Here is a 22,301-nt window from a genome sequence, read left to right as displayed (position 1 = left end):
CCGCCCTAAACCGATGCGGAGACGTTCCTGTCGAACGCCCCCGCGCGCACGTCCGCACCAGGCGCCTCAGAGGTGCCCGGCGCCTTGAGTGAGCACCTCCCTCAGGGGGTCATCGGGCTCAGTGGTCATCGGGCTCAGGGGGTCATCGGGCTCAGTGGTCATCGGGCTCAGGGGGTCATCGGGCTCAGGGGGTCATCGGGGAGGACGCCTCGGCGTAGCGCCTGCGCGGGATGCGTCCCGCCAGCCGCGCCAGCCGTCCCGAGACCACGGCACCCTTCATGGCCGCCGCCATGAGATCGGGCCGCTGCGCCCTGGTCACCGCCGTGGCCAGCAGCACGGCGTCGCAGCCCAGCTCCATCGCCAGCGCGGCGTCGCTCGCCGTGCCGATGCCCGCGTCGAGCACCACCGGCACCGACGCGGCCTCGACGATCAGCTCGATGTTGTGCGGGTTGCGGATGCCGAGGCCCGAGCCGATCGGCGCGCCCAGCGGCATCACGGCCGCGCAGCCCGCCTGCTCCAGCCTGCGGGCCAGCGCGGGATCGTCCCCGATGTACGGCAGCACCACGAACCCGTCGGCCACCAGCCGCTCGGCCGCGTCGAACGTCTCGATCGGGTCGGGCAGCAGCGTCCGCTCGTCGGCGATGACCTCGAGCTTGACCCAGTTCGTGCCGAGCGCCTCCCTGGCCAGCCGCGCCGTCAGCACGGCCTCGCCCGCGGTGAAGCAGCCGGCCGTGTTGGGCAGCACCTTGATGTCCCGCTTGCGCAGCACGTCGAGGACCGAGCCGCGGGCATCGGGGTCGAGCCGCCGCATGGCCACCGTGGTGATCTCGGTGCCGGACGCGGCCAGCGCCTGGTCGAGCACGTCGAGCGAGGGTGCGCCGCCGGTCCCCATGATGAGCCGGGAACCGAACTTCTCCCCGGCGATGATCAGATCATCCACCTTGCACCGCCGTCAGAACCTCCACCCGGTCACGGTCGCTGAGTGAGGTCGTCTCCCACGAGCTCCGCGTGACCACCTCGTCGTTCACGGCCACGGCCACCCCGGTGGTGGCCGAGGTCAGTCTGCGTACGGCCTGCGCCACGGTCATGCCGTCGGCCACCTCGTGCGCGGCCCCGTTGATCGTCACAATCATGAAATTTCCCGAAACCTTCCAGGCGCGCACAACGCCGCCAGCTCGCCCTCTTCGCCCCGCAGGATGTCGGCCGTCAACGGCGCCAGCAGCACGCCGCCCCGGTGGTGCCCGGTGGCCAACGCGAGCCCCGGGGTGCCGCTCGGGCCGATGACGGGCAGGTTGTCCGGCGTGCCCGGCCGCAGCCCGGCCACGACGTCGGCGACCTCCAGCTCGGTGACGCCCGGCACCAGCTCCCTGGCGTCCCGCAGCAGCTCGTACAGCCCGCCCGCGGTCACCCGGGTGTCGAACCCCATCTCCTCCTGGGTCGCCCCGACCACCAGCTCGCCGTCACCCCGGGGGACGAGGTAGACCGGCGTGCCGTGCACGGTGCCGCGTACGCAGCGGGTGAGCAGCGGCTGCGGGGAACGCAACCGCATGATCTGCCCCTTGACCGGCCGCACCGGCACCTCGGCCAGCCCGGCGCTCCACGCCCCGGCCGCCAGGACGACCCGCTCCGCCCGTATCTCGGACGCCCGTCCGCCCGGTTCCGCGCTGGCGGCGGGACTGGGCGTCTGACTGGGCGTCTGACTGGGCGTCTCACCGCCGGGCGGCTCGAGGCGTACCCCCGTGACCCGGCCGCCGCCGTCGCGCAGCAGCTCGCCGACGCGAGCCCGTACCAGCGGGACTCCCAGCCGGTCGAGGGCGGCGAGCAGCGCCGCGGTCACCCGCCGCGGGTCCACCCAGGCGTCGCCGGGGGCCAGCAGCCCGCCCCGCACGGAGGGCGCCAGCATGGGCTCCAGGCGGCGGCACTCGCGCCCGCTCAGCCGCTCGACGGGCAGCTCCAGCTTCTCCATGTACGCGGCCAGCTCGTCCAGCGCCGCCAGGTCGTCGGCCCCGAACGCCACGTCGAGCGTCCCGTCGGAACGCAGGTCCAGGGCCTCGGCACCCGGCAGGCCCGCGTCGGCGGCCAGCTCGGCGGCGAAGCCGGGCCAGCGGCGCAGCGACGCCGCGCCCAGCCGCAGCAGCGGCGCCTCGGTGTAGGAGACCTCGCTGACCGGTGCCAGCATGCCCGCGGCCGCGTGCGAGGCGCCCGAGGCAGGGGCGGGGTCGACGAGAGTGACCGGCCGCCCGTCGCGGGCCAGCCGCCAGGCCACGGAGAGCCCGACGACGCCGGCGCCCACGATCACATCCATCCGCGCTCCCTTCGCCGGCATGATCCGGATCAGGTGTCTTGCGGTCGAAGGCCCGGTGAAGCCTTCCTCTCAGCCCGGTTACGGCCGGACTCCCGCGCGTCTTTCCGCCTCAAGCCTACGGCCTCGGCGCGACGGCCCGGCACCGCCCCCGTTATGGTCATGAACGTGAATCATGTCGTGGTGGTAGGAGCCGGCCTGGCCGGGGTGCGCACCGTGGAAGCGCTGCGCTCGCGGGGATTCGGCGGAAGGATCACTCTGATCGGTGAGGAGCGCCATCGCCCCTACGACCGCCCGCCGCTGTCGAAGGCCGTGCTGTTCGGCGACGCCGACACCAGCTACGTCGGCACCGACCTGGCCGCGATCGACGTGGACTTCCGCCCGGGCGTCAGCGCCAAGTCGCTGCGCGAGGGCGTCGTCGAGACCACCGAGGGCGAGGTGGGCTACGACGGGCTGGTCATCGCCACCGGGGCCGAGCCGATCAGGCTGCCCGGCGACGGCCCGCAGCACGTGCTGCGCACGATCGACGACGCCCACGAGCTCAGGGCCATGCTCGTCGCCGGCGCCCGCGTCGCCGTCATCGGCGCGGGCTGGATCGGCGCCGAGGTGGCCACCGCCGCCCGCCGCGCCGGCTGCGCGGTGACGGTGATCGAGGCCGGTCCCGCGCCGCTCGCGGCCGCCGTCGGCGCCGAGATCGGGGCCCGCACCCAGCGCTGGTACGACGAGATCGACCTGCGGCTCGGCACCATGGTCGACTCCGTGGACGAGGGCGGCGTGCGCCTGGTCGGCGGTGAGTTCGTGGAGGCCCACGTGGTCGTCACCGGCATCGGCGTCCGCCCGGCCGTCGAATGGCTCACCGGCGCCGACATCGACCTGCACAACGGCGTGGTCGTGGACGAGCACCTGCGTGCCTCGCTGCCCGACACGGTCGCCGTCGGCGACTGCGCCGCCTGGTGGTCGCGCCGCTGGCAGACCAGGCTCAGGGTCGAGCACTGGGACACCGCGCTCAACGCCCCCGAGGTCGCCGCCGCGAGCCTGCTGGGCGAGGACGTGGCCTACGATCCCGTCCCGTACTTCTGGTCGGAGCAGTTCGGCCACATGGTGCAGTACGCCGGCCACCATCCGGCGGGGGAGCGGCTCGTCTACCGCGGCGACCCGGCGGGCAAGTGGTCGGCCGTCTGGCTCACCGCCGACGACGCGCTCGCCGCGGTGCTCGCCGTGGACCGGCCGCGGGACCTCGTACAGGGGCGCCGGATCATCGACGCGGGGCACCGCCTCGACGCGGAACGCCTGGTAGATCCAGATGTCCCCCTACGGGATTGTGTTGTTTGAGCAAGCACGCCATGTGGTAGTTGTGGTTTCGTGACGCTTTCTGTTGCACAGATCGACCGGGAGACCGACCAGCTCGTAGAAGAGTGGCTCACTCTCCCCGAAGTGGCCTCGCGCCTTGACCTTTCGATCGGGCGGGCCAAGCAACTCCTCAAGGACCACAAGCTGCTCGGCGTGCGCCGCGGCAGCGGCGGGCCGCAGGTGCCTGCGGTGTTCCTCGACGGAAAGGACGTGATGAAGGGCCTGCCCGGCACGCTGACCGTGCTGCAGGACGCCGGCTACGACGATGTCGAGTCGCTGCGCTGGCTCTTCACCCCAGACGAGTCGCTGCCGGGGTCGCCCATCCAGGCGATCAAGGCCGGCCGTCATACGGAGGTCAAGCGGCGTGCCCAAGCCCTCGGTTTCTGAGGCGCGCCTCTATCTCTGCACCGACGGCCGCCGCGACCGCGGCGACCTGGCAGAGTTCCTCGATTCGGTGCTGGCCGCCGGCGTGGACATCATCCAGCTGCGGGAGAAGGGCCTGGAGGCACGCGAAGAACTCGCACTCCTCGAAGTCTTCCGCGACGCCTGCGACCGGCACGGCAAACTGCTGGCCGTCAACGACCGGGCGGACATCGCCTATGCCGCCCGGCCCGACGTGCTCCATCTGGGGCAGGACGACCTTCCTGTGACGGTCGCGCGAGAGATACTCGGCGACGACATCGTCATCGGACGGTCCACCCACTCCGCCGCCGAGGCTTCCGCCGCGGCCGTGGAGCCGGGCGTCGACTACTTCTGCTGCGGCCCCGTCTGGCCCACCCCCACCAAGCCCGGCCGCCCGGCGCCCGGCCCGCCGCTGCTCAGGCACGCGGCCGCGCTGGAGACCGCACGGCCGTGGTTCGGGATCGGCGGCATCGACCTCGCCAACCTGGACGAGGTGATGTCGTACGGGGTGAGCCGGGTGGTGGTCGTACGCGCGATCACGGACGCGGAGGACCCGGGGGCGGCCACGGCGGAGTTCGCCAAGCGCCTGTCCTCCCGCTGACCCGCGCAGGCCGCACCTTACGCGGCCACCCGTGTCCCCGGCTGCCCCGTCGGCCTCGTACCGAGGCGTCCGCCACCCCGCGGGCGCCTCGGGCCGCCCCGGTGCGACGGCCATGTCAGGCCCTGGATCGGCGCGCATCGGCCCCTGGAGGCGTGCGCGTCCGCATCCAGGAGAGGACCGAGCCCCCGAGAGAAGACGCGGGTGCGTCAGGTGTTGCGGGAGGTGGCGGCGATGGCGAGCTCCGTCAGCGCCGTGCGGGCCTCGGCCGTGACCGGCGCCTCGTCGAGCGCCGCCAGCGCCCTGCCCAGGTAGTCGCCGATCAGATCCTCGCACTCCCGCAGCGCACCGGTGTCGTCGATGATCCGCCGCAACGTCTCCACCCCGTGCTCGTCCAGCTCAGGGTCGCCCAGGAGCCGCCGCACGGTGGCCGCGTCGGCGGGGGAGGCGGCCGCCAGGGTGCGGGCGACGAGCATCGTCCGCTTGCCTTCGCGCAGGTCGTCCCCGGCGGGCTTGCCCGTCTGCGCCGGGTCGCCGAACACGCCCAGGATGTCGTCCCGGAGCTGGAACGCGATCCCGACCTGCGTGCCGTACCCCGTGCACAGCTCGTCCATCCACGGCATGAGCTTGCCGACGGCGAGCACCAGCCCGAGCCTGAGCGGCTGCTCCACCGAGTACTTGCCGCTCTTGAACAGCGCCACCCGCAGCGCCGACTCGAACGTGTTCTCCCCGTGAGCCTGCTCCAGCAGGTCGAGGTACTGTCCGCACATCAGCTCGGTGCGCATGTGGTCGTGCACCGGCTGGGCCGCCGCCATCGACTCGGGCGGCAGGCCGCTGGTGCGCCACATCTCGCCCGACCAGATCAGCAGCAGGTTGCCCAGCAGGATCGCCGCGCCCTCGCCGAACTGCTCCGCGGAGCCGTGCCAGCCCGACTTCTCGTGCAGCGACTGGAACCGGCGGTGCGCGGCCGGCATCCCCCTGCGCAGGTCGCTCTTGTCCATCACGTCGTCGTGGACGAGCGCGCTGGCCTGCAGCAGCTCCAAGGAGGCCGCGGCGGTGAAGATCTCGGGGACGTCCGTGCCGCCCGCGCCGCGCCAGCCCCAATAGCAGAACGCCGGGCGCAGCCGCTTGCCGCCCGACAGCAACTCGTCGGCGGCCGTGCGCAGCGGCGCGAGCTCGGGATCGCCGGTGTCGGGCAGCTGCCGTTCGACGAATGCTCCGAGAGCACGCTCCACCTGCTTGCGCAGGGTGTCCATGCCGGCGGCGTCAGTGGTCATGCCTTGAGACTAGTGGCCGGGCGCCCGGATCGAATCCGCAGGTGTGCCGGAGGCGTCGCCGTGCCTCGGAGGGGACAGGGCTGTGACCCCTAGGGTGACGCGCAGGCCCCCTAGGGTGGTGCGTCCATGACCTTGTGGTGGGGAGCTGACCTGTAACCTTGGGGCATGGCGCTTGGTCGACCCTCCATCCTGCCCGATCGTGTTCCCACCGTCCGCGACCTGCTCGCCGCCGGTGGCCGGTCGTTCTCCTTCGAGTTCTTCCCGCCGAAGACCGACGAGGGAGCGCGGCAGCTCTGGAAGGCGATCAGGGAGCTGGAGTCGCTGCGGCCGACGTTCGTGTCCGTGACGTACGGCGCGGGCGGCTCCACGCGTGACCGCACGGTCGACATCGTCGAGCGGATCGCGCACGACACGACGCTCACGCCCGTGGCGCACTTCACCGCGGTCAACCATTCGATCCGCGAGCTGCGCCACCTGGTGGGGCGTTTCGCCGACGCCGGGGTGCGCAACATCCTGGCCGTGCGCGGCGACCCCCCTGGCGACCCGTCGGCCGAGTGGGTGCGCCACCCCGAGGGCGTGCTCTACGCCGAGGACCTGGTACGGCTGATCAGGCAGGCGGGCGACTTCTGCGTCGGCGTGGCCGCCTTCCCGTACAAGCATCCGCGTTCGCCGTCCATCGAGTCCGACACCGAGTACTTCGTCCGCAAGTGCCAGGCGGGGGCCGACTACGCGATCACGCAGATGTTCTTCCGCGCGGATGACTATCTGCGGCTGCGCGACCGGGTGGCGGCCCAGGGGTGCGACACGCCGATCATCCCGTGCATCATGCCGGTGACGCAGATGAGCACCATCGCGCGGTCGGAGCAGCTGTCGGGGGCGCCGTTCCCGCCGGAGGTGGCGGCCCGCTTCGAGGCGGTCGCGGACGACCCGGCGGCGGTGCGGCGGCTCGGCATCGAGCACGGGGCCGAGCTGTGCCAGCGGCTGCTCGACGAGGGCGCGCCGGGCATCCACTTCATCACGTTCAACCGCTCCAGCGCGTCGCGCGAAGTCTTCCAGCGCCTCGAGCGGGTGGCTCTTTCCGCCTGAAACCGTCGGGCCGGGGTGTGAAGGCCGACGCCAGGTGGCGCCGGGCGGGTCCAGCCACCATCCCGCCGCGCCTGCGCCGGAGGGGCCCCGCGGTGGCGGGGCACGAGGGCGGCGGGTGGTGGGTCGCGCGCTGGGGTGAGGCGCGCTGGATGAGGTGTACCGCCGCCCGGGACACCGCCGTACTGCGGTGGGGTGGCCCGCCACCCGTCCGCAGGGGGACCGGGCGGGTGACGGGCAGGGGACAGTAGACGGTGAGTAAAGGGGCGGATACCTTACGTAATGGATGGTGCCCCAGGCCATGCCCAAACAAACCCAACAGTCACGGCCTCCTCAACAGGTCGCCGTCAGGTCAAGGGCAGAGGACGGCCCATGATCGCGTAGTCCTCGTGGCCGCCCGGGAACACGAACCTCGTGAGAAGGTCGGTGAACCCCATGCTGGCGTAGAGATGGCGGGCGGCCGTGGGCTGGTCATGGGTGGACAGGACGGCCGAGCGCTCGGGGCGTCCGGCGCAGATGGTGCGGATCATCGCGCGGCCGATGCCCTTGCCGTGGTAGTCGGGGTGGACGTGGATCTCGGCCAGCTCGAACGCGTTGCCCAGCCAGGCGTTGGCGGCCTCCCGGCCGAGGCGGTCGGTCACGGCCCGGTAGACCACGTCGTGCCACCATTGCCCGGGAGCGCCGTGGAAGCCGTACGCGAAGCCCACGGTAAGGGGCGAGGAAACGGACGAATCACGCAATTCCGCGAAATGACACTGAAAATGGGGATATGTCGCGTGATTTCGCATGATGGTCTTACGGCCGTTGATCTGCTCCTCGGGCGGGTTCATGGCAGCCGCGTAAATGTCGATCACCGTCTCCAGCCGCTCCGTGAACTCGGCCGGACCCGCCCCGCGAAACTCGATCACCCGTCGCACATTACTCGACGTCCGCCGCCGTACCCCCGGTGATCCGCACGAGCTCTTCGAACGTCGTCGGGAAAACGGTCAGCGGATGCCCGCCGGCCGCCCATACCACCTCGTGCTTGCCGAGCCAGTTGTCCACCAGGGTTTGTACGGGCGCCGGGTGCCCGACCGGGGCCACGCCGCCGATGGGCTGGCCGGTCGCCGCCCTGACGAACTCCGGCGTCGCACGCCGTACCTTCGCGGCCCCTACCGTGCGGGCGATCAGCTCCACGTCCACGCGGTGCGCCCCGCTCGTCAGGACCAGCAGCGGAGCGCCGTCCGCGTCGAAGATCAGGCTGTTGGCGATGGCGCCGACCTCGCACCCGAGCTGAGCCGCGGCGGTCGCGGCCGTAGGGGCCTTCTCGGGCAGGACGACGATCTCGCCGCCCGCCCCGAGCTCGCGCAGCGCGGTTTGAACGACGACGGCATTGGACGGCAACTTCTCAGGCATGGGCACACTCTAAACAGTTGACCGCTTCATTACTGGTTCATGGCGAGTGGTGTAGGGTCCTCTGATCTATTCAATAATGGTATGAGAGGTGGTACGCGTGGGGGCTCGACGGCTGCCCGGAGTGGCTGCTCTTCTGACGGCTGGCGCTGTCGCACTCTCGGGCTGCGGTGCGCAGGCGCCGCAACGCCCGGCGTCGGCATCACCGGTCTTGACGGCTGTGTCCCCCGTCGCCACGCGCATCTCGGCGGGCGCGCAGTTCGGGCCTGCCGCCGCGGTCACCGCGCCGCGCAAGACGCTCAAGCTGGGCTCCAAGGGCAAGGCCGTCCAGTGGCTGCAGCAGCGCCTGGCCGAGCTCGGCTACCGCCCCGGCAAGGCCGACGGCCGCTACGGCGGTGCGACGCTGGCGGCCGTGTGGGCGTTCCAGAAGGTGAACGGCATCAGGCCGTCCGGCACGATCGCCAAGCGCACGTGGGACGCCCTGGAGGCGCCGAAGTCTCCTCAGGTCCTGGTCAGGAACGGCAAGCCGACCCGCGCCGAGGTCAACCTCACCAAGCAGATCATGGTCCTTTACGTGGGCGGCCAGGTGAAGCTGATCACCCACATCTCTTCGGGCAGCGGCGTCCCCTACTGCGAGACCGCCACCTGGCAGGGCAGGCAGCAGCGGTTCTGCGGCTCGGCCAGCACGCCGACGGGCGACTACAGGACGACGTGGCGCGCTCGCGGGTGGCACCGGTCGTACCTGGGGCAGCTCTACAACCCGATCTTCTTCAACGGCGGCATCGCCTTCCACGGGGCTCTGTCGGTGCCGCTCTACCCGGCTTCGCACGGGTGCGTCCGCATGCCGATGAACGTGGCCGAGGTGCTGCCGGCGATGCTCGGCAAGGGCGTGCCCGTGCATGTCCGGGGCAAGTTCCGGCGCGCCTGAGCCAGGCGTGCCGGTGAGCGCGTGACCAGGGGCTTCGGCAGCATAACGCGCGCATAACCACATACGGTGACGGGCCCGTTATGGGGCCTTTGCTGGACTCCCTCCCTGACCTTCTTGGGGGGAGTCCATGACAACGGTGTTCATGGCGCCCGTGCCCGCATACGTGGCGGCGCGGCGCGAGAGCCGGTCCCGGCTGTGGTGGCTGCTGGTGGCGGGGTGGGTCGCGCACGTGGGGCTGCGCCTCTGGCTGTACCGCTACCACACCGGACCGGTGGCCAACCCGGACGAGACCGGGTATCTGCTCGCCGCCCGCTGGCTGGCGGGCGGGCCCGGCGCCGATCTGACCGGCTCGACCTTCTACCACGGCGGGTATCCGGTCCTGCTGGTGCCGATCTTCTGGCTCACCTCCGACCCCGTCCTGGCCTACCGGCTGGTGGCCGTGGTGGGGTCGATGGTGGCCGCGAGCGCGTACCCGCTGGCGTACCTGCTGCTGCGCCGGCTGGGGCTGGGCGTGCGGGCCGCGCTGATCGCGGCGTTCGTGGCGGGGCTGTCGCCGGCGCTGCTGCTGTTCTCGGGGCTGGCGCTGACCGATGCGATCCTGCCCGTGCTCGTGCTCGCCTGGCTGGTCGCGGTGCACGACCTGGTCGCGTACCGGTCGGTGCGGGCCGGGGCGGCGGCGGGCGGGCTGTCGGCGTTCGCGATGGCGGCGCACCTGCGGGGGACGGTCGTCCTGGCGGTCTGCGTGCTGGTCGTGATGGTGGCGGCGGTCCGCTGGAAGACGGTGGTGCCGGCGGTCCGCCGGAAGACGGGGACAGCGGCGGTCCGCCGGAAGAGGGTGATGCCGGCGGTCCGCCGGGGGATGGTGATGCCGGCGGTCGCGGCGCTGGGAAGCGCCGCCGTGGTCGTGGCGGCGGGTAAGGCGCTCAACGGGGCGCTGGCGGCCGCGCTGTACCCGGGCGGGTCCCGCGACCTGTCGGGGCTGCTCATGTCCAGGCTCACGACCTTCGAGGGGCAGGCGTGGGCGCTCTCGGGAGCGGCCGGGCAGCTCTGGTACCTCATCGTCGGCACCTGGGGGCTCGCGGGCGTCGGCCTGGCCGGCGCGGCGGCCCTGCTGGTCCGGCGGTCCGCGCCGTTCCAGCACCGTGTCCTGGCGGGCGCGCTGCTGCTCGCGACCCTCGGCATCGCGTACGCCTCCTCGGCCGCCCTGCCGGACGAGCACCGCGTCGGCAACTACGTCTACGGCCGCTACCTGGCCTGCGTCGCGGTGGCCTGGACCCTCGCCGGGCTGGTCGTGCTGCTGAAGGGCGGGCGCCTGGCCGTCATGCGGCACGCGGCGGCCGCCGCCGGGCTGATGGCGCTGACCGGCGGGGCGGCCGCCTGGTACGCGGGGGACCGGCTGGAGCGCTACGGCTTCATCGCGTTCGACTTCCCCGAGGTGATCTTCCTCACCGGCGACCGTGACTCGCTCGACCTGGTCGCCGCCTCGATGACCGCACTGATCATGCTGGCCTGCCTGATCGCGGCCGCCTTCCTCACCACCCGCCGTACCCGGCTGCTGGTGGTGGGCGTGCTGGCGCTGATCGACATCGCGTTCACGGCCGGGCAGGCGCCCGCGCCCCCGTCCGGTGCCGACTGGCTGCCGAAGCCGCCCCCGGGGCGGGTGGCGGTGGACAGGAGGGTGAAGTGGAACGTGTGGGTGCCGCTGGCGTACCGGGTGTCGTGGACGAAGCTCGAATTCTACGGCGGCCGGCCTCCGGAGGGCGCCTGCACCGCCGTCGTCCCGTACGGCGCGGTCCCGCCGACGGGCTGGGCCGCGACCGGCCGGGGCGGTGCCCAGATGGGCTGGACGACCTGGTCGAACGGGCGCTGCGGCTGAGAGCCGGCGGGCGGGTCCGCTCGACCGGCCCGCCGCGGCCGTGAAGTCCGGCCTTCAGCGCTGAGGTTCCGGGGGAGCCGTGGCCGCCCGCCTGCCCTCGGCGGCGGCCATGCACAGCCCTACCGCCTGTGCCGGCCCGGCCAGCACCAGGATCACGACCGTGGCCGCCTGCCACGCGGGGAGGCCGTCGGCGAAGTCGGGGAGTCGTAGAGTCCCGCCAGCATCCTGACGGGGTTGAGCAGCGCCACGAAGACCGCCAGGGCGTACGGGATGATCAGGACGCCCGACAGCACGAACAGGAACGTGCGGCCCCGGCCGCGCCGCCGTAAGAGCACGCCGATGACGGCGTAGACCACGCCCAGGACGCCCGCGAGCAGCGCCGTCCACGAGACCAGCCGCCCCGCGTCGGTGCCCAGCGCGGTCATCCCGTCGGGACCGAGCCGGCCGCCCGCCCACTCGGGGCCCGCGATCTGCGTCTTCACGGCTGTCCTGATGGCCACGAGGTTCGCGCCCGCGTACGCCGCCGCCAGGACCGGCCCCAGCGTCAGCAGGCCGAGAGCGACCGGCCACCTGCTCCTCGCCATCCGGCTCCCCCTCCCCTCGGGCCAGTTTCCCAGACAGGGCCGTCGAGGGCTAACCGAGCGAGCACAGGCCGGAGAGCGTGATCTCGGCCGCGCGCCGCGCCGTGTGCCACATCTGCTCCACGGACCGGTCGTGGTCGATGTTCGTGATGATCGCCAGTTTCACCGCGCCGAACACCGCCCCCACCGCGGCGGCCGCCTCCACCCGGTCCAGTTTGTCCGGGTACGCCTCGTGCAGCGCCCGCGCCATCCTGGCCTGGTTCTCGAACAGCATCATCAGCGCCCGCGCCTGCAGCGCCGGCTCCTTGAGGACGAGCCGTATCCGCAGCCCCGCGTCCTCGAACGTGAACTCCTCGTACGTGGTGAGCCACTCCAGGCTCTCGTCCACGATCCTGCGCAGCACGTCGGCCGGCGACTCGCCCGGCTCCCTGTCGGCCAGCGCGGCGACCGCCCGCTCCATCCGGCCCTCGGAGTCGTAGAAGACCACGTCCTCCTTGCTCGCGAAGTAGCTGAAGAACGTGCGCGTCGACACGTCGGCCTCCGCGGCGATCTCCGCGAGTGTGGTCTCCTCGTAGCCCTTCTCGTCGAACAGCCGGAGCGCGGCCTCGACCAGTGCCCGGCGCGTGCGCTGCTTCTTGCGCTCCCGCAGCCCCACGCCACCGCTTTCCACCATGCCGAAACTATAGTGCAAGCAGTGCCCATTTGCATGGATTGAAATTTTGCAATGGGAGAGGTTTTATGGGGGTGTCACTCGGAAAGGAGCCGCAGCATGTCCGACGTCACGTTTCCCATGGTCCGCCGGCGTCCGTTGGACCCGCCTGACGAAGCCACTGAGCTGCGACAACAGGGGGCCATGCACCGCATGACTTACCCAGACGGCCACCGGGGCTGGCTGGTGACCCGCTACTCGGCGGCCCGCGCCATCCTGGCGCACCCGCACTTCAGCAACAGGCAGGAGCTTTCGCATCCGCCGCTGCCGAGCCAGCTGGAACGGGTGAGGATGCAGCGGGAGCGGAAGATGCCGGCGGGGGTCTTCCTGCGGATGGACCCGCCCGACCACACGCGCTACCGCAAACTGCTCACCGGGCAGTTCACCGTGCGCCGGATGAAGGCGCTCGAGTCGCGGATCGAGGAGATCGTCAACGCCCACCTGGACGGCATGGCCGCCGCCGGCGGTCCGGTGGACCTCGTGCAGATGTTCGCGCTGCCCATCCCGTCGCTGGTGATCTGTGAGCTGCTCGGGGTGCCGTACGAGGACCGCGCGCAGTTCCAGGAGGACTCCAAGCTCCTGCTCAGCCTGGAGACCAAGGCCGAGGAGGCGATCGCCGCGCTCGGGCGGGTCATGGCGTACCTGTACGGGCTCATCCAGCGCAAGCGCAAGGAGCCGTCCGACGACCTGCTCAGCGGGCTCATCGAGGGCGGGGAGCTGAACGACGAGGAGCTCACCGGGGTCTCGTTCCTGCTGCTGGTGGCCGGGCACGAGACGACCGCCAACATGCTCGGGCTCGGGACGTACGCGCTGCTCACCAACCCCGACCAGCTCGCCGCCATGCGCGACGACCCGTCGGTGGTGGACAACGGCGTCGAGGAGCTGCTGCGCTACCTCACGATCATCCACGTCGGGCCGATCCGTACCGCGCTGGAGGACGTCGAGATCGAGGGCACCCTCATCAAGGCGGGCGAGACCGTCACCCTCCAGCTGCCCGCCGCCAACCGCGACCCGTCCCGCTTCCCCGACGGCGACCGGCTCGACGTCACCAGGCAGGCGGGCGGGCACCTGACCTTCGGCCACGGCATCCATCAGTGCCTGGGACAGCAGCTCGCGCGGGCCGAGATGCGCATCGCGTACCCCGCACTGCTGCGCCGCTTCCCGGGTCTACGCTTGGCCGTAACACCCGAGGAGGTGCCGATGCGCTCGGATATGGGCATCTATGGCGTGCACCGCCTCCCAGTCACTTGGTAGGTCATCATGGAGATCAAGGCAGATACGACGGTGTGCATCGGCGCGGGCATGTGCGCGCTGACAGTGCCGGAGGTGTTCGACCAGAGCGAGGACGAGGGCACGGTGGAGCTCCTGCAGAAGGTGCCGCCGCAGGAGCTGGAGGACGGCGTCCGCCGCGCCGTGACCCTGTGCCCGTCAGGGGCCATCTCCATCGCCTGAGCGACGCCTGACCCCTTGAACGGCCCGAGGGCCGTCGCCGCATCTCGTTCTCCTGCGGCGACGGCCTTTTTCGTCCACAGGAACGCGACACGTCGAACCTGTGTTCGTGGAATCGGTTGACACCGAGCGTGATCGAAATTATGTTCGACGTGTGACGGTGGGGCTCGCGGCTCAGCGTCACAAGGACCTGGTCGCGGGCCGTTCGCTTCCCCAAGCGATACCCGCGGCCAGGCTCCACGGGCGAAGGGCGCGTCCTCGTCGTCGGCGGAGACGAGTGGGCGTGTCCTGGCCGGACGGGGAGAGGGGAAGCTCCTCGTCCGGCCAGCCCGGCGGAAATGTCGGTGGCGTCTGCAAGTGTTGACTCCACCGGCTTCAGACGCCGGCTGCCGCCCACGACTCCAAGGAGGCGCGCAAGATGGCACCACGGCCTAGAGAAACGCCCGGGCCCCGGCTGTCGCCTGCGGTTCGGGCACATTTGACCGATTCACGTTCCTGCCTGGCGGACGCGGCCGGCGCCCGCACCCCGGCATCCCGATATGTGGCGGCCCACCTGGCAGCCCTTCGAGCGGCGGCGGCGATGCTGGCCGCCCGTCCCCGTCCCACGGAGGGCCGCAGGCGCCGCCTGCGCAGCGCCTGGGACCTGCTGCCCGAGGCCGAGCCGCACCTGGCCGAGTGGGCGGCCTACTTCGCGGTGAGCGCCGCCAAGCGTGCCGCCGCGGAGGCGGGCATGGTCAGCCGGGTCAGCGCGGCCGACGCCGACGAGATCCTGGCCGAGGCGGAGACATTCGTCTCCACGGTGGAAGACCTCCTGGGCGTCCCCTCCCAGCCCCAGCTCCCCGTGAACGTCCCGCTGGCGGGCTGAGCCCCTGCCTGTCCCGCCGGGGGACACGGCTCTTCACCGGAACGCCGCCCCACGCGGCGGGTTCCTGGTCTGCGTCGCGCATGCTCTCAGCGCGGGCTCGGGATGCCGGACGCTCGCCCTGGAGGCATGCCTCAGGGACGCACACGCGCCTTGTGAAGCGCGCATTCGCCCCATGGATGTGCCCCGCGACGAACGCGCCATGGACGGGCGCTCGCTTGCAGGCAGGCGCATCATGCTCAGGGCAGAACCCGAACGCCCGATGAGGCCGCGTGCGGGCGGCCCCTCGGGCGTGGAAGCGGTGAAAGTGATCTTCGTCACACGACGGAAACCCGTGGTGCGAGGTGTCCGGATCGGGCCGGAAAAGGCAGCGAAGAGGCCGAGGTGTGCCGTCCGCGGTGCCAGGAAGCCGGTGGGCTCGCCGGTGCCAGGCGGCGGCGAGCCCGTGAGCGGACGGCAGACTCAGGCCGAGATCTGCCTCAGAACGACTCGACGGCGCGGCGTGCCTCGGCGTCGAGGACGCCCCAGCTGATGAGCTCCTCGGTCAGCTCGCTCGGCGACTTGTCGTAGATCACGGCCAGAGAGCGCAGGTCCTCCTGGCGGATCGACAGCACCTTGCCGTTGTAGTCACCGCGCTGGCTCTGGATCGTGGCGGCGTAGCGGGCCAGTGCCCCCGCCTTCTCCTTGGGCAGCGCGGCCAGGCGCTCCAGGTCGATCACAAGCTTGGGCGTCGGCCCCAGCGGGCTGGGAGCGGCGCCACCCGGCAGCAGCTCGGATACGGGCACCCCGTAGAAGTCGGCAAGCTCGGCAAGCTTCTGCACGGTCACCGCTCGGTCGCCACGCTCATAAGAGCCCACGACTACGGCCTTCCACCTGCCGCGCGACTTCTCTTCGACCCCGTGCAGGGAAAGCCCCTGCTGGGTGCGGATGGCGCGCAGTCGTGCACCCAGCGACTTTGCGTACTCAGACGGCATTCTGTGGCCCCCCGGCTCTAGTATGTATCGCTCTCAGTAGATTGTGCTCCCTTGCGGCGTATGCCCTAGCCACCGGGGGGTCTGGTGCCGTGCTAGGCACCAACGGTAGCCGTGGCCCCAGGTTTAACCCAGAACGCCGCGAGGTGTGGTTACGGACAGTGACGGTAAAGGGGCGGACGCCTAAGGTCAAGCTGATTGGAAAAAAGATGCCGAATCCGGTCCGGTAGAGAACGCCACAAACGCCCCTGGTGTCTCATTTATAACAGTACTTCGTCATAGTTTGCCGAGGAATTTCGCCCCGTCAGTTCTGCCGGGTGAGAATCATGACAGGGCAGGTCGCAGCCCGTACGATCTTGAGCGATGTGTCGCCCAGGAAGACCCGTCTGAGTGGCCCGGCGGTGCTCGAAGCGCATATGATCATCTCACCGGGGAGCCACGAGGCCGTCCGGAGCGCCTGAGCGACGTTGCGGCCCTCCAGCACCTCGACCTCCGCCTCCGGCCGCCCGCGGGTCGCCGTCCGCAGGTCCGAGGCCGCCTGGTCGCGCAGGCGTTCGAGCAGGTCCTCCTCGATCTCGGCGAGCCTGTCGCTGCTGAGCACCAGCGTGACCAGCCGCAGGGGGACGCCCAGAGCCGCGGCCACCGCCGTCGCGTCCTTGACCGCCGCGTCGCAGCCGGGGCCGCGGCGGTAGGCGACGGTGAGGCGTTCGAGTACGGCGGGGCGTTCGTCGGCGTAGCCGCGCGGGGCGAGCAGCACGGGAACGGAGGAGGAGTGCAGGAGCTGGTCGGCGGTGCTGCCCAGGGCGATGCGCCCCGTGTCGCCGCCAGGGGCCGAGCCGATCACCACCACGTCGGCGGCGCGCTTGCGCGCCAGCTCCACCAGCCCGCGTCCGCTGCTCTTGTGCGCGTGGACCACGTAGTCGGCGTCGTCGCCCGCCAGCTCGCGAGCCCGCCAGAGCGTCGCGTCGGCCAGCTCCATCAGGTACGCCCGCCACGCGCTCTCCTCGGCCCTGGCGGGCCCGGGCGCGGACCACGTGGGCGGCTGCACGAACGCCACCGTCAGGCGGCCCCGCGCCTGCTCCTTGAGCAGTACGGCGAGCGCCAGCCCGTCCCGTCCCTGAGCATCCGGGACATAGCCGGCCAGCACGTCGTGGAGCTTCATTCAGGTCACCTCGGCGTTCAGCCGCGAATGGCCGTAGCCGTACACGAAGTAGCAGATCAGGCCCACGAGCATCCACAGCCCGAACGCCGCCCACGTGGCCCCGGCCAGGCCCGCCATCACGATGACGCAGAAGATCGCGCCGAGCACCGGCGTGGCGGGGAACAGCGGCACACGGAAGCCGCGCGGCAGCTCGGGGCTGCGGTAGCGCAGGACCAGCACGCCGACGTTCACGATCGCGAAGGCGAACAGCGTGCCGATGCTGGTCGCCTCCGCGAGCTGGCCGAGCGGCACCAGGCCCGCCAGCACGGAGATGAACGCGGCGACGAGGAGGGTGTTGGCGACGGGGACCTGGCGGCGCATGTTCACCCGCTGGAAGATCCGCGGGATGAGCCCGTCGCGGGACATCGCGAACAGGATGCGGGTCTGGCCGTAGATGACCGTCAGCACGACGCTGGCGATGGCGATCACCGCGCCGAAGGAGACGATCAGGCCCGGCCAGGACGCGCCGGTGGCCAGGTCGGCGATGTGGGAGAGGCTCGCCTCGCTCCTGTTCGGGTCGAAGCCCGTCCACGGCGTCGCGCCGATGGCCGCCACGGCCACCAGGACGTAGACGGCCGTCACGATGGCCAGTGACAGGATGATCGCGAGGGGCAGGTCGCGCTTGGGGTTTTTGGCCTCCTCACCCGCGGTCGAGGCGGCGTCGAAGCCGATGTAGGAGAAGAACACCTGCGAGGCCGCCGCCGTGATCCCGGCCACCCCCATGGGGGCGAACGGCGTGAAATTGCGGGTCTGGAAGGCCGTGAACGCCACCACGCAGAAGAAGAGCAGCACCACGACCTTGATCACCACGAAGATCGCGTTCGCCGTGGCGCTCTCGGAGGCCCCGTACAGCAGCAGCCACGTGGCGAGCAGGACGATGACGATCGCGGCGACGTTGACCACGCCGCCCTGGCCGGGGGAGCGGGTGACGGCATCCGGCAGCGTGAAGCCGAACAGGGCCCGCAGGAACGCGTTCAGGTACTCGCCCCAGCCCACGGCCACGGCCGCCACGGACACGGCGTACTCCAGCATGAGGCACCAGCCGCACACCCAGGCCACCAGCTCGCCCAGCGTCGCGTACGCGTAGGAGTAGGACGAGCCGGACACCGGGATCGTCCCGGCCAGCTCGGCGTAGGACAGGGCCGAGAACAGCGCCGTGATCGCCGCCAGCACGAACGACAGCACCACCGCCGGCCCCGCCTTGGGCACGGCCTGACCCAGGATGACGAAGATTCCGGTGCCGAGCGTGGCGCCGACGCTGAAGAGCGTGAGCTGCCACAGCGACATGGTGCGCCGCAGCTCGCCGCCCTCCCCGTGGCCGCCCTCGGCGACGATGCGCTCGGTGGGTTTGGTGCGCAAGAGCCGTCGGGCCAGTGTCATCGGACACCCCTACAGCGTGCTCGTCAGCGGCCACCTGCCGTTCGGTGTCACGATCGTGCCCGCTGAGCCCTCGAGTATGCGCTCGGCCTCGTCCAGCCTGCCGATCGCGGCCATGTCGCCGGTCGTCTCCACGAACCGGCAGGCCGCCTCCACCTTCGGCCCCATCGACCCGGCAGGGAACTCCAGGGCGCGCAGCTCGTGCGGCGTGGTGTGGGCGATCTCGCTCTGGTCCGGCGTGCCGAAGGCGCGCAAGACGCGCGGCACGTCGGTGAGGCTCAGGAACGCGTCGCAATCCAGCGCCTCGGCCAGCAGCGCGGTGGTGAGGTCCTTGTCGACGACCGCCTCCACGCCCGTCAGCCGGCCGCGCTCGTCGCGGACGACCGGGATGCCGCCGCCGCCCGCGCAGATCACCACCACGCCCTCGCGGATCATCATCCGGATCAGCCGGGTCTCGACGATGCGGCGCGGAACGGGCGAGGGGACGACACGCCGCCAGTGGGGGCCGTCCTGCCTGACCGTCCAGCCGTACTCGGCGGCCAGCTTCTCCGCGGCCTCCTGATCGTAGACCTGCCCGACGAACTTGGTCGGGTTCTCGAAAGCGGGATCGACGGCCGTCACCAGCGTCTGCGTGACCATGGCCAGCACCTGCCGGCCGGGCAGCGCGTTCTGCAGGGCCTGCTGCATCCAGTAGCCGATCATGCCCTGCGTCTGCGCGCCGAGCGTGTCGAACGGGTACGGCCTGGTCAGGTTCGGATCGGCGGCGCTCTCCACGGCCAGCAGACCCACCTGCGGGCCGTTCCCGTGGGTGATGACCAGCTCGTGCTCCAGAGCCAGGCGGGCGAGCGTCTTGACGGCCGTCCGGATGTTGGCCTGCTGGACGTCCGCGTCCGGCGCCTGGCCGCGTTTGAGCACCGCGTTGCCGCCCAGCGCGACGATGACCCGCATCCGTGCCCCCTCATGCCCGTCTCATGCTGCGTCCCGTGCTGCGTCCCGTGCTGCGTCTCATGCTGCGTCGCGTTCGAGCGGGCAGCTCATGCAGCGCGGGCCGCCGCGCCCCCTGCCGAGCTCGCTGCCCCTGATCGTGATGACCTCGATGCCGTTGTCACGCAGGTAGTTGTTCGTGGTGGTGTTGCGCTCGTAGGCGACGACCACGCCGGGCTCCAGCGCGAGCCCGTTGCAACCGTCGTCCCACTGCTCCCGCTCGGCCGCGCGGACGTCCTGCTTGGGGGTCAGCACCGTGATGTCGGGCAGGTCGAGGGCGTGGGCAATAGCCCTGTGCATGTGCTCCGGCGGGTGGTCGGTGACCTTGAGCTCCTTGCGCGTCTCGCCCGGCTCGATGGTGTACGCGCGCAGCATCCCGAGGCCCGCGTACTCGGTGAACACGCCGACGTCGAGCATCGTCATCACGGTGTCGAGATGCATGAACGCCCGCGCCTTCGGCATGTCCAGCGCCACGATCGTCCGCGCGGACCCGGCGGCGAACAGCCGCTGCGCCAGCATCTCGACCGCCTGAGGCTGGGTGCGCTCGCTCATGCCCACCAGCACCGCGCCCCGGCCGATGACCAGCACGTCGCCGCCCTCGATGGTGGCCGGCGCCACCGACTGTCCCGGCATCCAGCAGTGGAAGCCGCCCGTCTCCGGCCGGCCGAACCCGTCGGCGAACGTCGGGTGGTACATGTAGACGGCCTCCATGTTGACCGTCTCACGCATGCGGGCCTTCTTCTTCATCGCGTTGATCGACACGCCGTCGTAGATCCAGCAGGACGTGTCGCGGGTGAAGAGGTGGTTGGGCAGCGGCGGCAGGATGAAGTCGTCGTCGCCGGTGGTGTGGAAGGTCACGGAGTCGAAGTCGCAGCCCAGCTCGACCAGCTCGCGCTTGGTGACGCCGCCGGTCAGGTAGACCTGCAGCGTCGCCGAGTCCATGCCGTCGAGGACGTTGCGCACCTCGTCGATGGCGCCGGGGCCGAGCCAGCGCTCGTCGATGACCGCGTCGAGGATGTGCTTGCGCGCCTCCGGGATCTCGACGGTCTCCGTGAGCAGGTCGGCCAGCAGGTGGACCTTGACACCGCGGTCGGTCAGCACCCGCTGGAACTCCTCGTGCTCCTCGATCGCGCGCCTGGCCCACAGCACGTCGTCGAAGAGGAACGCGTCCTTGTTGGACGGGGTCAGCCGCTTGAGCGCCAGGTCCGGTCTGTGCAGGAGCACCTGGCGCAGGCGTCCGACCTCGGAATCGACATGAAAGGCCATCTTCGCTGTTTCCCTCCAGACGGCGTCCTCGGGCAGTATCAGCCTCTTTCCCCGAGAAGACCGGTACGCCATCCGTACCCCGTGGGCGCGTGGTGACGCAACGGAAGCCCCCTCGCGTTGTTCCTGGTAGCCCCTGGTACTGTGTGTGCCGACCAACACCCTTTAAGACCCGTCCCGTGAGGCGGGAAAGGTGGTGAGATTCGCCATGTCCGATTCCAGGGCCGTTCTCGAAGCCCCGGACATCCATCGGGCGCTGACCCGGATCGCGCACGAGATCCTCGAGCGCACCAAGGGCGCCGACGACGTCGTACTCCTCGGCATCCCCACCCGCGGCGCCACGCTGGCCCACCGGCTCGGGGACCGCATCCAGCAGTTCGAAGGCGTCAAGATCCCTGTCGGCTCGATCGACATCACGATGTACCGGGACGACCTGAGGCTCAAGCCCGCCCGGCCGCTCGGGCGCACCGAGCTGCCGCCGGACGGCATCGACGGCCGCGTGGTCGTGCTCGTGGACGACGTCCTCTACTCCGGCCGCACCGTGCGCGCCGCGCTCGACGCGCTCAACGACCTCGGCCGCCCCACCGCCGTGCAGCTGGCCACGCTGGTCGACCGTGGCCACCGCGAGCTGCCCATCCGCGCCGACTACGTCGGCAAGAACCTTCCCACGGCCAAGAGCGAGAAGGTCCGGGTCTACCTGCAGGAGATCGACGGCCGCGACGCCGTGCTGCTCGTGAAGGGGGACGACAAGTGAACCGCCACCTGATCTCCGCCGGCGACCTGTCCAAGGACGACGCGCTGCTCATCCTCGACACCGCCGAGGAGCTGGCGAGAGTCTCGGAACGGTCCATCAAGAAGCTGCCGACGCTGCGCGGCCGCACCGTGGTCAACCTGTTCTTCGAGGACTCCACCCGTACGCGGATCTCGTTCGAGGCGGCGGCCAAGCGGCTGTCCGCGGATGTGATCAACTTCTCGGCCAAGGGGTCGAGCGTGTCCAAGGGCGAGTCGCTCAAGGACACCGCGCTCACCCTCGAGGCCATGGGCGCCGACGCTGTGGTCATCCGCCACAGCGCCTCCGGCGCGCCGCACCGCCTGGCCAACTGGGTGCACGGCAGCGTCGTCAACGCCGGCGACGGCACCCACGAGCACCCCACGCAGGCGCTGCTCGACGCCTTCTCGATGCGCCGCCGCCTGGGCAGTCTCGACGGGCGCAAGGTCACGATCGTCGGCGACGTGCTGCACAGCCGGGTCGCCCGCTCCAACGTGCTGCTGCTCCACACGCTCGGCGCCGACGTCACGCTGGTGGCGCCGCCCACGCTGCTGCCCGTCGCCGTCGGCTCCTGGCCGTGCGAGGTGTCGTACGACCTGGACACCGTGCTGCCCAAGTCGGACGTGGTGATGATGCTGCGCGTGCAGAAGGAGCGGATGAACGCCGCGTACTTCCCCAGCGAGCGCGAGTACTCCCGCCGGTACGGGCTCGACCGCGACCGGTTCGCCAAGATGCCGGACGACGCGATCGTCATGCACCCCGGGCCGATGAACCGGGGCATGGAGATCGCCGCCGAGGTGGCCGACTCGGCCCGGTCCACGATCGTCGAGCAGGTCGCCAACGGCGTGACCATCCGCATGGCCGTCCTGTACCTGCTGCTTGGGGGAGAGAGCACGTGAGTGAGCGGAGCGAACGAACCAATGGGCA

General features: G+C 71.1%; 24 protein-coding genes and 1 riboswitch. Of the genes, 11 read left to right on the top strand and 13 right to left on the bottom strand.

Annotated features, from left to right (window positions below; all coding sequences use genetic code 11):
* Positions 1-184: 184 nt before the first annotated feature.
* From ABD830_RS05520 to ABD830_RS05510, 3 genes are all read right to left on the bottom strand, one after another.
* A complete protein-coding gene (locus ABD830_RS05520; protein WP_378520810.1) occupies positions 185-940 on the bottom strand; it encodes a thiazole synthase in 756 nt (251 codons plus the stop codon).
* Complete coding sequence (gene thiS / locus ABD830_RS05515; RefSeq protein WP_344985263.1) at positions 933-1,133, bottom strand: sulfur carrier protein ThiS; 201 nt, start codon at positions 1,131-1,133, stop codon at positions 933-935. The genes ABD830_RS05520 and thiS overlap by 8 nt, the downstream gene beginning before the upstream one ends.
* A complete protein-coding gene (locus ABD830_RS05510; protein WP_344985262.1) occupies positions 1,130-2,305 on the bottom strand; it encodes an FAD-dependent oxidoreductase in 1,176 nt (391 codons plus the stop codon). The genes thiS and ABD830_RS05510 overlap by 4 nt, the downstream gene beginning before the upstream one ends.
* A riboswitch (TPP riboswitch) is annotated at positions 2,295-2,411 on the bottom strand. Its footprint overlaps the gene before it by 11 nt.
* A gap of 59 nt (positions 2,412-2,470) precedes the next feature.
* On the opposite strand from ABD830_RS05510, the gene ABD830_RS05505 reads away from it, so the two are divergent.
* Genes ABD830_RS05505 through thiE form a run of 3 tightly spaced genes read left to right on the top strand, consistent with a single transcriptional unit; the run spans position 2,471 to position 4,655 of the window.
* Positions 2,471-3,634, top strand: coding sequence for an NAD(P)/FAD-dependent oxidoreductase (locus ABD830_RS05505; protein WP_378520811.1), 1,164 nt, complete (start codon positions 2,471-2,473; stop codon positions 3,632-3,634).
* Between the two features lie 30 nt (positions 3,635-3,664).
* Positions 3,665-4,039: an Rv2175c family DNA-binding protein gene (locus tag ABD830_RS05500; protein ID WP_344985260.1), complete on the top strand. Its 375-nt coding sequence runs from the start codon at positions 3,665-3,667 to the stop codon at positions 4,037-4,039.
* Positions 4,017-4,655 carry a thiamine phosphate synthase gene (thiE, locus tag ABD830_RS05495; RefSeq protein WP_344985259.1) on the top strand — a complete coding sequence of 213 codons (639 nt, stop codon included), beginning with the start codon at positions 4,017-4,019 and terminating at the stop codon, positions 4,653-4,655. Before ABD830_RS05500 ends, thiE begins: the two co-directional genes overlap by 23 nt.
* 206 nt (positions 4,656-4,861) lie before the next feature.
* Here thiE and ABD830_RS05490 read toward each other — a convergent pair whose 3' ends face one another.
* Positions 4,862-5,929 carry a polyprenyl synthetase family protein gene (locus ABD830_RS05490; RefSeq protein WP_344985257.1) on the bottom strand — a complete coding sequence of 356 codons (1,068 nt, stop codon included), beginning with the start codon at positions 5,927-5,929 and terminating at the stop codon, positions 4,862-4,864.
* Between the two features lie 165 nt (positions 5,930-6,094).
* On the opposite strand from ABD830_RS05490, the gene metF reads away from it, so the two are divergent.
* Positions 6,095-7,015 carry a methylenetetrahydrofolate reductase [NAD(P)H] gene (metF, locus tag ABD830_RS05485; RefSeq protein WP_344985256.1) on the top strand — a complete coding sequence of 307 codons (921 nt, stop codon included), beginning with the start codon at positions 6,095-6,097 and terminating at the stop codon, positions 7,013-7,015.
* 344 nt (positions 7,016-7,359) lie between these two features.
* On the opposite strand, the gene ABD830_RS05480 is transcribed toward metF, so the two are convergent.
* The gene (locus tag ABD830_RS05480; protein ID WP_344985255.1) at positions 7,360-7,920 is read right to left on the bottom strand and encodes a GNAT family N-acetyltransferase; all 561 of its coding nucleotides are present in this window, start codon (positions 7,918-7,920) and stop codon (positions 7,360-7,362) included.
* Positions 7,921-7,930: 10 nt separating this feature from the next.
* Complete coding sequence (locus ABD830_RS05475) at positions 7,931-8,407, bottom strand: YbaK/EbsC family protein (RefSeq protein ID WP_344985253.1); 477 nt, start codon at positions 8,405-8,407, stop codon at positions 7,931-7,933.
* Positions 8,408-8,624: 217 nt separating this feature from the next.
* Between ABD830_RS05475 and ABD830_RS05470 the strand changes: the two genes are divergently transcribed.
* Positions 8,625-9,332 (top strand): L,D-transpeptidase family protein, encoded by a 708-nt coding sequence (locus tag ABD830_RS05470; protein WP_344987634.1) that lies wholly within the window; start codon positions 8,625-8,627, stop codon positions 9,330-9,332.
* A gap of 127 nt (positions 9,333-9,459) precedes the next feature.
* Positions 9,460-11,208: a hypothetical protein gene (locus ABD830_RS05465; protein WP_344985251.1), complete on the top strand. Its 1,749-nt coding sequence runs from the start codon at positions 9,460-9,462 to the stop codon at positions 11,206-11,208.
* Between the two features lie 152 nt (positions 11,209-11,360).
* Here ABD830_RS05465 and ABD830_RS05460 read toward each other — a convergent pair whose 3' ends face one another.
* Together ABD830_RS05460 and ABD830_RS05455 are read right to left on the bottom strand one after the other, a co-directional pair.
* Positions 11,361-11,792 carry a hypothetical protein gene (locus ABD830_RS05460; RefSeq protein ID WP_344985250.1) on the bottom strand — a complete coding sequence of 144 codons (432 nt, stop codon included), beginning with the start codon at positions 11,790-11,792 and terminating at the stop codon, positions 11,361-11,363.
* A gap of 49 nt (positions 11,793-11,841) precedes the next feature.
* Positions 11,842-12,462 (bottom strand): TetR/AcrR family transcriptional regulator, encoded by a 621-nt coding sequence (locus ABD830_RS05455; protein WP_344985249.1) that lies wholly within the window; start codon positions 12,460-12,462, stop codon positions 11,842-11,844.
* A 96-nt stretch (positions 12,463-12,558) separates the two neighbouring features.
* Here ABD830_RS05455 and ABD830_RS05450 point away from each other — a divergent pair, with 96 nt between their 5' ends.
* The 3 genes from ABD830_RS05450 to ABD830_RS05440 all read left to right on the top strand — a co-directional run bounded on the left by ABD830_RS05450 (position 12,559) and on the right by ABD830_RS05440 (position 14,812).
* Positions 12,559-13,752: a cytochrome P450 gene (locus tag ABD830_RS05450; protein WP_378520812.1), complete on the top strand. Its 1,194-nt coding sequence runs from the start codon at positions 12,559-12,561 to the stop codon at positions 13,750-13,752.
* 6 nt (positions 13,753-13,758) lie between these two features.
* Entirely contained in the window at positions 13,759-13,950 is a 192-nt protein-coding gene (locus ABD830_RS05445) for a ferredoxin (RefSeq protein WP_344985247.1), read from the top strand.
* Between the two features lie 475 nt (positions 13,951-14,425).
* Positions 14,426-14,812: an SAV_6107 family HEPN domain-containing protein gene (locus ABD830_RS05440; protein WP_344985246.1), complete on the top strand. Its 387-nt coding sequence runs from the start codon at positions 14,426-14,428 to the stop codon at positions 14,810-14,812.
* A gap of 476 nt (positions 14,813-15,288) precedes the next feature.
* Here ABD830_RS05440 and bldD read toward each other — a convergent pair whose 3' ends face one another.
* From bldD to ABD830_RS05415, 5 genes are all read right to left on the bottom strand, one after another.
* The gene (bldD, locus tag ABD830_RS05435; RefSeq protein ID WP_055503136.1) at positions 15,289-15,783 is read right to left on the bottom strand and encodes a transcriptional regulator BldD; all 495 of its coding nucleotides are present in this window, start codon (positions 15,781-15,783) and stop codon (positions 15,289-15,291) included.
* Positions 15,784-16,084: 301 nt separating this feature from the next.
* Positions 16,085-16,942 carry a universal stress protein gene (locus tag ABD830_RS05430; protein ID WP_344985245.1) on the bottom strand — a complete coding sequence of 286 codons (858 nt, stop codon included), beginning with the start codon at positions 16,940-16,942 and terminating at the stop codon, positions 16,085-16,087.
* Positions 16,943-18,361, bottom strand: coding sequence for an amino acid permease (locus ABD830_RS05425; RefSeq protein WP_344985243.1), 1,419 nt, complete (start codon positions 18,359-18,361; stop codon positions 16,943-16,945).
* Between the two features lie 9 nt (positions 18,362-18,370).
* Positions 18,371-19,306 carry a carbamate kinase gene (gene arcC / locus ABD830_RS05420; RefSeq protein WP_344985242.1) on the bottom strand — a complete coding sequence of 312 codons (936 nt, stop codon included), beginning with the start codon at positions 19,304-19,306 and terminating at the stop codon, positions 18,371-18,373.
* A gap of 57 nt (positions 19,307-19,363) precedes the next feature.
* Positions 19,364-20,608: an arginine deiminase gene (locus ABD830_RS05415; protein WP_344985241.1), complete on the bottom strand. Its 1,245-nt coding sequence runs from the start codon at positions 20,606-20,608 to the stop codon at positions 19,364-19,366.
* Between the two features lie 205 nt (positions 20,609-20,813).
* Here ABD830_RS05415 and pyrR point away from each other — a divergent pair, with 205 nt between their 5' ends.
* A complete protein-coding gene (gene pyrR, locus ABD830_RS05410; RefSeq protein WP_344985239.1) occupies positions 20,814-21,359 on the top strand; it encodes a bifunctional pyr operon transcriptional regulator/uracil phosphoribosyltransferase PyrR in 546 nt (181 codons plus the stop codon).
* Positions 21,356-22,273, top strand: coding sequence for an aspartate carbamoyltransferase catalytic subunit (locus ABD830_RS05405; protein ID WP_344985238.1), 918 nt, complete (start codon positions 21,356-21,358; stop codon positions 22,271-22,273). The genes pyrR and ABD830_RS05405 overlap by 4 nt, the downstream gene beginning before the upstream one ends.
* Positions 22,274-22,301 lie beyond the last annotated feature (28 nt).

Source organism: Nonomuraea helvata (genome assembly GCF_039535785.1).
GTDB classification, from domain to species: domain Bacteria; phylum Actinomycetota; class Actinomycetes; order Streptosporangiales; family Streptosporangiaceae; genus Nonomuraea; species Nonomuraea helvata.
Note: the sequence above shows the minus strand (reverse complement) of the source record. Positions and strands in the feature narration are given on the sequence as shown.

Bases quoted from the DNA above. Each gene is read 5' to 3' on its own strand.
- thiS (WP_344985263.1), bottom strand. From the start codon at position 1,133: ATGATTGTGACGATCAACGGGGCCGCGCACGAGGTGGCCGACGGCATG.
- ABD830_RS05510 (WP_344985262.1), bottom strand. From the start codon at position 2,305: ATGGATGTGATCGTGGGCGCCGGCGTCGTCGGGCTCTCCGTGGCCTGG.
- ABD830_RS05490 (WP_344985257.1), bottom strand. From the start codon at position 5,929: ATGACCACTGACGCCGCCGGCATGGACACCCTGCGCAAGCAGGTGGAG.
- metF (WP_344985256.1), top strand. From the start codon at position 6,095: ATGGCGCTTGGTCGACCCTCCATCCTGCCCGATCGTGTTCCCACCGTC.
- ABD830_RS05475 (WP_344985253.1), bottom strand. From the start codon at position 8,407: ATGCCTGAGAAGTTGCCGTCCAATGCCGTCGTCGTTCAAACCGCGCTG.
- ABD830_RS05465 (WP_344985251.1), top strand. From the start codon at position 9,460: ATGACAACGGTGTTCATGGCGCCCGTGCCCGCATACGTGGCGGCGCGG.
- ABD830_RS05460 (WP_344985250.1), bottom strand. From the start codon at position 11,792: ATGGCGAGGAGCAGGTGGCCGGTCGCTCTCGGCCTGCTGACGCTGGGG.
- ABD830_RS05455 (WP_344985249.1), bottom strand. From the start codon at position 12,462: ATGGTGGAAAGCGGTGGCGTGGGGCTGCGGGAGCGCAAGAAGCAGCGC.
- ABD830_RS05450 (WP_378520812.1), top strand. From the start codon at position 12,559: ATGTCCGACGTCACGTTTCCCATGGTCCGCCGGCGTCCGTTGGACCCG.
- ABD830_RS05445 (WP_344985247.1), top strand. From the start codon at position 13,759: ATGGAGATCAAGGCAGATACGACGGTGTGCATCGGCGCGGGCATGTGC.
- bldD (WP_055503136.1), bottom strand. From the start codon at position 15,783: ATGCCGTCTGAGTACGCAAAGTCGCTGGGTGCACGACTGCGCGCCATC.
- ABD830_RS05430 (WP_344985245.1), bottom strand. From the start codon at position 16,942: ATGAAGCTCCACGACGTGCTGGCCGGCTATGTCCCGGATGCTCAGGGA.
- ABD830_RS05425 (WP_344985243.1), bottom strand. From the start codon at position 18,361: ATGACACTGGCCCGACGGCTCTTGCGCACCAAACCCACCGAGCGCATC.
- arcC (WP_344985242.1), bottom strand. From the start codon at position 19,306: ATGCGGGTCATCGTCGCGCTGGGCGGCAACGCGGTGCTCAAACGCGGC.
- ABD830_RS05415 (WP_344985241.1), bottom strand. From the start codon at position 20,608: ATGGCCTTTCATGTCGATTCCGAGGTCGGACGCCTGCGCCAGGTGCTC.
- pyrR (WP_344985239.1), top strand. From the start codon at position 20,814: ATGTCCGATTCCAGGGCCGTTCTCGAAGCCCCGGACATCCATCGGGCG.